Genomic DNA, 10,654 nt, shown 5'->3' with positions numbered 1-10,654 from the left:
GTGGTTCGCGTGGTGGCGTGCGTGTTGGCGGCGCGTGCGGCGGCGGGTGTGAAGCCGCTCGTGAAGTCACGTGTGGCACCGCGTGTGGCGTCGCGGAGAAATATCCCCAGGGCGGCTCTAGCTTGGTCGATATGTCCGAGATGCCGCACGGTGCCCATGGCAGGCCGCCCAGTCGTCGTGAACGTTGGACGGCCTTCAAGGAGTCGCCGTTCCTGCCCGCGACGGTGCTCGTGCTGATCATCACCGCGGCGGCGGGCCTGTTCGCGGGCTCGTACACGTACACCATGGCGAATCCGACACCGCACCACGTGCCGACGGCGGTCGTGGGGGCGTACGACGAGGCACGCGGCAAGGCGTTCCTCGACGGGATGGAGAAGGCGCTCGACGCCTCGCTGAAGATCCACACGTACGACAGCAGGGCGGCGGCCGTCGAGGCGGTGGACGACCAGAAGGTCTTCGCGATCCTCGAAGTGCGGGAGCCGGGACGGGCGGTCACCCTCGACGTCTCCGGGGCGTCCGGGGCCTCGGTCGCGGAACTGCTGGCGGAGGCCGCGCCGGCCGTCGGCAAGGAAACGGGGGTCGCGGTCACCGTCACGGACATCAAGCCCCTGCAGAAGGGCGACCCGCGAGGCCTGGCGATCTTCTACATCTCACTCGCGGCCGTGATCATCGGCTTCGTCGGAGCGATCCAGCTCAGCGTGCACGCGCGGGCGCTGAACCCGCTGGAGCGGATCGCGTTCACCGCCGCGTACGCCCTGCTCGGCGGGTTCGCGATCGCGGCGGTGGTGGACTGGCTCCTGGGCGCGCTGGATCTGCCCTTCGTCGAGTCCTGGCTGATCCTCGCGTTCACCATGTTCACGTCGGGCATGGTCTTCACGATGTTCAACACCCTCTTCGGGCGCTGGGCGATGATCCCCACCTGGGGCCTGATGGTCCTCCTCGGCAACCCGTCCTCGGGCGGCGCCGTCTCCTGGCCCCTGCTCCCGTCCGTACTCGGCTACATCGGCCGCTGGCTGCCACCGGGCGCCTCCGTCAACGCCCAGCACACAGCGGTGTACTTCGCCGGCCACCAGCACGTGTTCCCGTTCCTGGTCCTCGCCGGATGGGCCCTGGTCTCCTGCGCGGTCTTCTGGACGTGGCGCCACCGGCACCCCGGAGGACGTGAGGCGGCGCCGGCACACGCGGCGGACTGACCGGCAGGGTGCGTGCTGCTCGCCGCACGCCGGTCGCGTCTGAGCTGCCCGGCCACGAAGTTCCTCGCGGAACTTCAGCGGTCCTGACGGGATTTGCTGCATCCGATTGCGGCTGCGCCGCAGGCGCGGCCGGGAGTGGCTACGACGAAGACCCCGTCCGTGTGGACGGGGTCTTCGGGGTTGTGGCTGGGGCCGGGGTCGAACCGGCGACCTATCGCTTTTCAGGCGATCGCTCGTACCAACTGAGCTACCCAGCCACGAAGTTCCTCGCGGAACTTCAGCGGTCCTGACGGGATTTGCTGCATCCGATTGCGGCTGCGCCGCGGGCGCGGCCGGGAGTGGCTACGACGAAGACCCCGTCCGTGTGGACGGGGTCTTCGGGGTTGTGGCTGGGGCCGGGGTCGAACCGGCGACCTATCGCTTTTCAGGCGATCGCTCGTACCAACTGAGCTACCCAGCCACGAAGTTCCTCGCGGAACTTCAGCGGTCCTGACGGGATTTGAACCCGCGGCCTCCACCTTGACAGGGTGGCGAGCACTCCAAACTGCTCCACAGGACCAAGCTGCTGCGCGCGACATGCGTAAAACAGTGTCGCACACGGTATTGCGTGCCCCCAACGGGATTCGAACCCGTGCTACCGCCTTGAAAGGGCGGCGTCCTAGGCCGCTAGACGATGAGGGCTATCGGCCCGCCTGGGCGCTTCTCAGCGCGTCGGGGACGTGAGAAGCATATGGGATGGCGGGAGGTATCGCCAAAACGGTTTAAGGGGTGCCCGCGGAGGGCGTGGGAGAGGGGGTCGGGGACGGTGTGGGCGAGGGTGTGGAGGGCGCAGCGGAGGACGGCGTGGGCGACGGAGTGGGGGACTGGGTGGCGCCCGGTTTGTTCTCCTCGGGGAGGTGGCGGCTCACCTCGGCCGTCGTCAGGCCAAGGCCGCCCAGCTTGATCTCGTCCCAGGCCTGGAGGCGGCGGGTGTCCCGGTCGAGGTAGAGGACCGAGGCCTCGATCGGGTCGGGGTACTTGCCCTCCAGGGCACGCAGGCCGCTGCCGCCCGTCGAGCCCTCGATGCGCAGGCGGGTGCCGCCCGGCATGACCTCCATCTCCTGGTGGTGCAGATGCCCCGCCAGGACCAGCGGCACCTCGCCGTCCGTCTGACGGGCCGCCTCCGGTTCGTGTGCGACGGCGATGTCGACGGGCGTACCCGCCACCCGCTGGTCGCGCAGCACCGACGCCAGGAGCGAGCCCGCCAGCTGCTGCGCCTGGCCGCCTCCCGGGTCGACCGACCGGTCGGGGGTGAACTGCGGGTCGCCGATGCCCGCGAAACGCAGGCCGGCGACCGTGACCGCCCGGCCGTCGTCCAGAACGCGCACGTTCTTGATCTTTTCGAGGTAGCGCTGAGTGATGAGGGAGTCGTGGTTGCCCCGGACCCAGACGTACGGCGCTCCGAGGTCCGCGATCGGGTCCAGGAAGCCGTTCTCCGCCGCCGTGCCGTGATCCATCGTGTCGCCGGAGTCGACGATCACATTGATGTCGTACTGCTCCACGAGCGAGGCCACGATCTTCCAGCTCGCCGGGTTGAGGTGGATGTCGGAGACGTGCAGGACCCGGATGGTGGACGGGTCCGGCTCGTAGCCCGGGAGCGTGGAGGTGACGTCGTACAGCTTCGTCACGTTCGTCACCAGGCGCGCCAACTCCTTCTGGTAGACGTCGAATTCGCTGACGATGCTGCGGGCGTTGCCGACCAGGGAGGGGGCGGAGGAGAGGAGTCCGGAGAACTTCGGTTCCAGGACCGAGTTGGGGTTCCAGGTGGCGAAGGCGGTGCCGCCGCAGGCGGTGAGGAGGGTGAGGGCCAGGCCGCCCGCCGCGAGGGCCCGGCGGGGCCGGCGGTAGACCGCGAGACCGAGCGCGGTGGCGCCGGAGACGACGGCCACGCAGGACCGCAGCGCCAGGTCGAGCGTGCCGTGCTCCACATCCTGGGCGACCTCCTCCTGGAGGCCGGAAAGCCGCTCCGGGTGATCGACCAGCGCCTGCGAGCGCACCGGGTCGAGCCGGTCCACGTCCACGTCGAGCCGCAGCGGGGCCTGGTGACTGCGCAGCTCCAGCGCGCCGAGCGGGGCCACGTTGATCTTCGTGCCGCCGTCGAGGGAGGGCCGCAGGGTCATGGTGGTGTCCATGGGGCCGACCGGCACGCGTACGTTGCCCACGATCAGCAGACCCAGCCAGGCGCCGAGCAGTACGACCGTCATGAGGCCGAGGACCCGGGCGTACGGGTGGGGCTGGTGGACGAGTTCGGTCACCGGGTGGGGCCGGCGGGCGCGGTGGCGGCGGACGAGCGCGAGGACGCGGGGGGACGTCCGGGGACCTCGGAGGCGGTTCCTTCGGGTTCTTCGTATGCGGTGCAGGGCGGTGGTCACGGCAGCGGGGACGCGGGCCATTGGTCGCGTATGCCCAAGTGCGGGGGCGGGTATGCCGGACTGTCCCGACTCTCGTACGGGGGCGTCCGCGACTCTCGTACCGGGGCTTCGTAACGGACAATGGCCGTGTGCTGGAGATGACGCGCGAGGAGTTCGAGGAATTGGTCGCCGAGGCGCTGGACCGGATTCCGCCTGAGCTGACTCGGCTGATGGACAACGTGGCGGTGTTCGTCGAGGACGAGCCCGACCCGTCCGATCCCGAGCTGCTCGGGCTCTACGAGGGGACTCCGCTGACCGATCGCGGTGAGTGGTACGCGGGGGTGCTGCCGGACCGGATCACGATCTACCGGGGGCCGACGCTGCGGATGTGCGCGACCCGGGAGGAAGTGGTCGCGGAGACCGAGGTGACCGTGGTGCACGAGATCGCCCATCATTTCGGGATCGACGACGCTCGGCTGCATGCGCTCGGGTATGGGTGACTGTCGGTCGTGCGGGGGCGGGTACGGGTGACGTTCGTCCCGTTCCCCCGGTCGCTCGTAGGGTGCGCGTGTCTTCTTGTGGGCGGCGGGAGTTGGGCAGGGGGACTCCCCGATCCGCCCTCGGAGGTGGCTGCCCGTGCGCGCCTTGTACGTACCCGTCCGTCTGGCCGCCACGGTCATGGCCGTCGCCGCGGCCGCCGGCTGTATGAGCGTGGGTGACGACGGGGACCGGCCCGCGCCGTCGCATTCGGCGGAGCGGGGCGGGGAGGCGCCCGACGGGGGGTCTGCGGTGAGTGGGGGTGGCGCCGGGTTCCATGGGGCGAAGGGGGCCAAGGGGGACGGTGGTTCGCCGAAGCCCGGTGAGTCCGCGTCCGGGTCGGCGTCGCCGAGCGCGTCGGTGTCCGCGGGTGTGAAGCCGTCCGCGAAGGCTACGGAGAAGGGCGGGTCGGGGCGGCCGGTGGAGCCGGGGCCGACCAAGGCGGAGCCGAGTCCCACGCGTACGACGGCGGAACCGACGCCCGAGCCGCCTCCGCCGCCGGTGTCCTCACCGCCGGTGTCCGAGCCGAGTACGGCGGAGCCGTCGTCCTCGGCGCACGAGCAGGCCACGCAGTTGATGGAGCGGGAGCCGGCGCCTCGGGCGGGGGAGCCGGTCTAGCCGCCCGAGGCGCTGGGGTCCTCAAACGCCGGACGGGCTAAAATATCCCCCTGACCTGCACCTATGAGGCCCAGTTTGCCTTTGGGGGGCAGGGGTGCGTATGGTAGTAGATCGTTTGATACCAATTGCCCGGCGCCAAGAAGAGAGCGTCGCGTGGCGCGTACTCTCCCTTGCCGTGGCCGGACCGCATAGAGGCGGTCGATTGCGACTTCACGGAGTTTGGGCGCGTGCCGTAGAACTCCGGAAGGTTCGCATTTCGCATGTCTGTTTCCAGTACTGATCACGTCGTCGTGCCCGAGAACAACGAGAACATCGAGGCCGACACCGAGGGCACCCAGCTCGTCGAGACCGCAGAGACGACCGTGGAGACGGCCGCCGACACGACCGTCGAGTCCGCTCCCGAGACCCCCGCGATCACCTTCGGCTCCCTCGGTCTCCCCGACGGAATCGTCCGCAAGCTCGCGCAGAACGGCGTGACCGCCCCCTTCCCGATCCAGGCCGCGACCATCCCGGACGCCCTGGCCGGCAAGGACATCCTCGGCCGCGGACGCACCGGCTCCGGCAAGACCCTCTCCTTCGGTCTGCCGCTGCTTGCGTCGCTGTCCGGCGGCCACACCGACAAGAAGAAGCCGCGCGGCATCATCCTCACGCCGACGCGTGAGCTCGCGATGCAGGTCGCGGACGCGCTTCAGCCGTACGGCGACGTACTCGGCCTGAAGATGAAGGTCGTCTGCGGCGGTACGTCCATGAGCAACCAGATGTACGCCCTGGAGCGCGGCGTCGACGTCCTCGTCGCCACCCCGGGCCGTCTGCGCGACCTCATCAACCGCGGCGCCTGCTCGCTCGAGAACGTCCAGGTCGCCGTCCTCGACGAGGCCGACCAGATGTCCGACCTGGGCTTCCTGCCCGAGGTCACCGAGCTGCTCGACCAGATCCCCGGCGGCGGCCAGCGCATGCTGTTCTCGGCCACGATGGAGAACGAGATCTCCACGCTGGTCAAGCGCTACCTGAGCAACCCGGTCACGCACGAGGTCGACAGCGCCCAGGGCAACGTCACGACCATGTCGCACCACATCCTCATCGTGAAGCCCAAGGACAAGGCGCCGGTCACCGCCGCGATCGCCTCCCGCAAGGGCCGCACGATCATCTTCGTCCGCACCCAGCTGGGCGCCGACCGCATCGCCGAGCAGCTCGTCGAGTCCGGTGTGAAGGCCGACGCGCTGCACGGCGGTATGACGCAGGGCGCGCGTACCCGCGTGCTCGAGGACTTCAAGAAGGGCTACGTCAACGCCCTCGTCGCCACCGACGTCGCCGCCCGCGGCATCCACGTCGACGGCATCGACCTGGTCCTGAACGTGGACCCGGCCGGCGACCACAAGGACTACCTGCACCGCTCGGGCCGTACCGCCCGCGCGGGCCGCAGCGGCACCGTCGTATCCCTCTCCCTGCCGCACCAGCGCCGCCAGATCTTCCGGCTGATGGAGGACGCGGGCGTCGACGCCACGCGTCACATCATCAACACCGGTACGGCCTTCGAGCCCGAGGTCGCCGAGATCACCGGCGCCCGTTCGATGACCGAGGTCCAGGCCCAGTCCGCGGGCGACGCCGCTCAGCAGGCCGAGCGTGAGGTCACGCAGCTCACCAAGGAACTGGAGCGTGCGCAGCGTCGTGCGGTCGAGCTGCGTGGCGAGGCCGACCGCCTGGTCGCCCGTGCCGCGCGTGAGCGTGGCGACGACCCGGATGCCGCGCTCGCCGAGGCCGCGCTCGTCGTGGAGGCCGCCGCTGCCGAGGCCGCCGTGGAGCAGGCCGCGGTCGCCGCGGCGCCGGTGCGCGAGGAGCGTTCCTCGTACGAGTCGCGTCCGCGCCGTGACGACCGGGGCAACTACGAGCGCCGTGACCGTCGTGACGACCGTCCCTCCGGCGGCTTCCGTCGCGACGACCGTCCCTCGGGCGGTTCCGGTGGTTTCAACCGTGACCGTCGTGATGAGCGTCCGTCGGGCGGCTTCCGTCGCGACGACCGTCGGGACAACGACCGTGGCGGCGACCGTCCCTCCGGTGGTTTCCGTCGTGACGAACGTCCCTCGGGCGGCTCGGGCGGGTTCAACCGTGACCGTCGTGACGAGCGTCCGTCGGGCGGCTTCCGTCGCGACGACCGTCGGGACAACGACCGTGGCGGCGACCGCGGTGGCTTCCGCCGTGACGACCGTCCCTCGGGCGGTTCCGGTGGCTTCAACCGTGACCGTCGTGACGAGCGTCCCTCCGGTGGTTTCCGTCGCGACGACCGTCCCTCGGGCGGCTCGGGCGGGTTCAACCGTGACCGTCGTGACGAGCGTCCGTCCACCCACCGGGGCAGCGACCGTCCCTTCAACCGCGACCGTCAGGGCGACCGTCCCACCGGCGGCTTCCGCTCCGGCGGCCACGACCGCCCGACCGGCCGTCGTGACGACCACCGCGGTGGCACCGGCACCGGTACCGCCACCGGTTCCTTCGGCCGCCGTGACGACAAGCCGCGCTGGAAGCGCAACGGCTGACGCAGGGCAGTAAGCATCTAGGCAGAGCGCCGTGGTCCCCCGTTCCGGGTGGGCCACGGCGCTCTGTCGTACGGCCGCTTGGAAAAAGCTCTCCCCAGTGCTTTTGAACTGGCTGTAAGATCAGCCGACTTCTGAGGGGGATGCGACGGCCGGGGCCGGGGACATCTGATGCGGGGCCCGCTTCCTCTCGTGGCTTCTGGGGAGGGTTCGCCTTGATTCGTCATGCCTTCGTACGTCACTCGCGCGTCAGACGCGTCGCCGTCGTCGTGGCGGCATCCGCGGTGCTCGGGGGCGGGTTGAGCCCGCTGCTGCCGGTCGCTTCGGCGGCGGAAGCGGCGCAGGAGACGGTGGTACCGGCGACGCTCGAGAGCAGCTACACACAGGCGAGCCTCTTCCACCCCGACGAGACCTACGGCGGGGAGGGGGCGGGCAGCCAGGGCGTCTTCCACCGGCTCTACGACCCCTTCCGGCTGGTGTGGACGCGGTACTCGGACGGCAAGTCCTTCGAGGTACCTGCGGCCTCCACGGGCCTGGCGTACGACGACGGGACGGGCAGTGACGTCGCGGTGTTCCGATACCAGGACGGTCACGTCGACCTGTGGAACGCCGTCGACGGAACGATGAGCACCTTGCAGATCCCCGAGGGGCGCAGCGTGTGGTCCGGGACCTTCGGCGACATCGTCGCCACCTTCGAGACGGTCACCGCCGAGGACGGGACCACCACGCGGGTCAACCACCTGCTGAGCCCGGGCCCCGACGGGACCACCCGTGACGTGGTCGTCTCGGGCATCCCCGCGGAGCTCAAGCTCGGAGCCCCGTTGCGTGGTGACGCCACTGGGCTCATCTTCAGCGGCGCGGTCGACGGAACCATCCGCTCGGTGGCCGTCGACCCGCAGACCGGCCAGGTCCAGAGCTGGACCCAGACCCGGCCCAGCGGCGCTGCCTACACCGAGCTGTCGTCCGACTACCTGGTCCAGTACGGGGGCCGGTCCGCCTCGAAGGTGTACGTCTACTCCCGTGCCGACCTCTCGGCAGCCCCCGTCGAGGTGACCCTGGACGGTACCGACGGCGTGTACCCCGCCGACGACCTCTCGGTGGTCGGCGACTGGCTCGTCCACCGGCCCGCCGGCGGCGTCAAGGTGACCGCCGTTCCGATCAAGGGCGGCGACCCGATCACCCTGCTCACTTCCTCCAAGGACGGCATATCCGCCTCGCCGTCCGGCAACGCCGTCGTCATCGGCCGCACCGGCGCCGTCGTCGACGACTGGGGCATCCAGCGCATCCACCCCGGCGAGGACGGCACGCCCGTCGTCACGCAGATCAAGGCGCTGCCGAAACCGCCGTACGAGATCCAGGGCCTCGCGCTGGACCAGGGGCGGCTGCTGGTCGCCGACGAGAGCTGGGCCGGGTACCGGGACACCTATGTCCGGACCGTCACCGCGACCGGCACGCCCCAGTTCGGTGCGCGCTCCTCGTACGACGGGACGAACACGCTGCTTCACGACTGCCCGCCGGCGGAGGGCGGTTGCCGGATCTTCGGCACTGCCGACAACCGTGCCGTCTGGCTGTCGAAGGACTCGGCCGCATACGACCGTCTCCGGGTCAACGGGCCCGCTGAGTACGGCTTCAGGGAGATCTATGTCCCTGCCGGCGGGCAGATCACCGACGTGTCCGGCCAGTACGTGATCCATACGACCGCGACCCTGCAGAACGTCTACAAGATCGAGGGCGGCGGCACCCCCGCCGTCACCCGCGGCCCGGGCGCCGCCGCCCTGTCCGGCGACATTCTCTGGACGGCCGGAACGACCCCCGGCACCGTCACCGCGTACAACCTGACGACGAAGAAGACCACCGAGACCCTCACCACCGACGCCGGCTGCACCCCCACCGAACTCCAGGCGCTCGGCCGCTACTTGTACTGGACCTGCGACGGCAAGGCAGGCGTCTACGACCGTACGGCGAAGAAGTCCGTGTCCGTGCCGACGGGCGAGGCCAAGCTCGGCGACGGGTTCGTCGTCACGCACGACAAGCAGGCCGGGAAGCTGACGCTCACCACGGTCGCCGACGGGACGGCCGCGAGCCGGGTCATCGGAGACCTGCCCGACACCGGCGTCTCGCAGCGCGATGTGCGCTGGACCGTGGACGAGTCCGGGGCGAACGCCGCGTACGTCGACGACAAGGAGCAGGTGCACCTCGTGCCGTCCGGGGTGCCTCAGCAGCCGCTGCGCCTGCTCGGTCCGGCGCAGAGCGCGCCGTCCGTCGAGGCGCACGAGATCGACACGGTGCTGGACACGCTGACCACCGTGCTGCTGTCGAAGCCGTCCGCGAGCTGGCGGCTGACCGTGCGCAGCCACACGACCGGCAAGGTCGTCGACACCCGGGACGGCGGTGCGGCGCGCGGCGAGCTGAGCGTCGTGTGGGCCGGCGACGACCCGACGGTGGGCGGGGACGTGTTCCTGCCGAACGGCCAGTACGACTGGACGCTGTCCGTCTCGCCCGCGGACGGGGTCGGCGGGCCGGTCGAGGCAAAGGGGTCCGTGCGGCTGGAGAAGGGCAGTCCGGTGCGCCACGACCACCTCGGCGGCGACGCCGTCGGCGACCTGCTCACCCTCAACTCCTCGGGTGCGCTGACCTTCCAGCAGGGCACGGGTACGGGCACGTTCTCCGGAAAGGTCAGCGGCTCGGGCTGGGCCACCAGCATCAAGGCCGTGCCGTTCGGGGATCTGAGCGGTGACCGCTGCAACGACGTGCTGGTCCGGCTGAGCAGCGGCGCCCTGCGGCTGTACAAGCCGGGCTGCGACGCGGCGCTGAAGCCGTCGACGTCGTACACGACACTCGGGGCGAGCGGCTGGAACCAGTACGACGTGCTGACCTCGCCGGGTGATGTGACGAAGGATGGCCTTCCGGATCTGATCGCCCGCAACACCTCCACCGGCGCGGTCTACCTGTACAAGGGCACCAGCGCGGGCAAGCTCTCCGCCCGCGTGAAGCTCTACGACAACTGGAAGACGTACAAGAAGGTCGTCGGCGTCGGGGACTTGAACGGTGACGGTATCGGTGACCTGGTCGCGCAGGACAAGGCCAACAACCTCTACCGGTACTACGGCAAGGGCAACGGCACCTTCGCGGCCCGTGTGAAGGTCTTCGTCAACTGGGGCGGCTCCTACAACGTCATCGTCGGCGCCGGTGACCTCAACCGCGACGGCAAGGCCGACCTGGTCTCGCGTGACACTGCCGGCAACCTCTGGCGCAACTACGGGAACGGTGCGGGGTCGTTCGGGGCGCGTACGAAGATCGCCACCGGCTGGCAGGGCTACAAGGGAATCTTCTAGCCGTAGTTTTTCGGCCACGGTGTGACGCATGTCATGCCCTCGGCGAGGGAATC

Annotated in this window: 6 protein-coding genes and 4 tRNA genes; 5 read left to right on the top strand and 5 right to left on the bottom strand. The window is 70.0% G+C overall.

What is annotated here, in order from left to right; all coding sequences use genetic code 11:
- Window positions 1-131 precede the first annotated feature (131 nt).
- On the top strand, window positions 132-1,193 hold the full coding sequence (locus OG219_RS22975; protein ID WP_266829336.1) for an ABC transporter permease: 1,062 nt from the start codon (window positions 132-134) through the stop codon (window positions 1,191-1,193).
- 183 nt (window positions 1,194-1,376) lie between these two features.
- On the opposite strand, the gene OG219_RS22970 is transcribed toward OG219_RS22975, so the two are convergent.
- The 5 genes from OG219_RS22970 to OG219_RS22950 all read right to left on the bottom strand — a co-directional run bounded on the left by OG219_RS22970 (window position 1,377) and on the right by OG219_RS22950 (window position 3,625).
- Window positions 1,377-1,450: transfer RNA gene (locus OG219_RS22970), tRNA-Phe, on the bottom strand.
- A 129-nt stretch (window positions 1,451-1,579) separates the two neighbouring features.
- Window positions 1,580-1,653, bottom strand: a tRNA-Phe gene (locus tag OG219_RS22965).
- A gap of 24 nt (window positions 1,654-1,677) precedes the next feature.
- A tRNA-Asp gene (locus OG219_RS22960) sits at window positions 1,678-1,752 on the bottom strand.
- A gap of 49 nt (window positions 1,753-1,801) precedes the next feature.
- Window positions 1,802-1,874: transfer RNA gene (locus OG219_RS22955), tRNA-Glu, on the bottom strand.
- An 80-nt stretch (window positions 1,875-1,954) separates the two neighbouring features.
- Window positions 1,955-3,625: a metallophosphoesterase gene (locus OG219_RS22950; protein WP_266829334.1), complete on the bottom strand. Its 1,671-nt coding sequence runs from the start codon at window positions 3,623-3,625 to the stop codon at window positions 1,955-1,957.
- A 107-nt stretch (window positions 3,626-3,732) separates the two neighbouring features.
- On the opposite strand from OG219_RS22950, the gene OG219_RS22945 reads away from it, so the two are divergent.
- From OG219_RS22945 to OG219_RS22930, 4 genes are all read left to right on the top strand, one after another.
- Window positions 3,733-4,083 carry a metallopeptidase family protein gene (locus tag OG219_RS22945; protein WP_266829332.1) on the top strand — a complete coding sequence of 117 codons (351 nt, stop codon included), beginning with the start codon at window positions 3,733-3,735 and terminating at the stop codon, window positions 4,081-4,083.
- 136 nt (window positions 4,084-4,219) lie between these two features.
- Entirely contained in the window at window positions 4,220-4,738 is a 519-nt protein-coding gene (locus OG219_RS22940) for a hypothetical protein (RefSeq protein ID WP_266829330.1), read from the top strand.
- Between the two features lie 260 nt (window positions 4,739-4,998).
- Complete coding sequence (locus tag OG219_RS22935) at window positions 4,999-7,269, top strand: DEAD/DEAH box helicase (RefSeq protein ID WP_266829328.1); 2,271 nt, start codon at window positions 4,999-5,001, stop codon at window positions 7,267-7,269.
- A gap of 212 nt (window positions 7,270-7,481) precedes the next feature.
- Window positions 7,482-10,601, top strand: coding sequence for a VCBS repeat-containing protein (locus OG219_RS22930; protein WP_266829326.1), 3,120 nt, complete (start codon window positions 7,482-7,484; stop codon window positions 10,599-10,601).
- Window positions 10,602-10,654: the final 53 nt, after the last annotated feature.

It is taken from the genome of Streptomyces sp. NBC_00038 (genome assembly GCF_026343635.1).
Lineage (GTDB): Bacteria > Actinomycetota > Actinomycetes > Streptomycetales > Streptomycetaceae > Streptomyces.
This window is presented reverse-complemented; position numbering and strand designations above follow the sequence as displayed.

What these genes read in the sequence shown, in the direction of transcription:
- OG219_RS22950 (WP_266829334.1), bottom strand. Translation starts at nt 3,625, where the DNA reads ATGGCCCGCGTCCCCGCTGCCGTGACCACCGCCCTGCACCGCATACGA.
- OG219_RS22935 (WP_266829328.1), top strand. Translation starts at nt 4,999, where the DNA reads ATGTCTGTTTCCAGTACTGATCACGTCGTCGTGCCCGAGAACAACGAG.
- OG219_RS22975 (WP_266829336.1), top strand. Translation starts at nt 132, where the DNA reads ATGTCCGAGATGCCGCACGGTGCCCATGGCAGGCCGCCCAGTCGTCGT.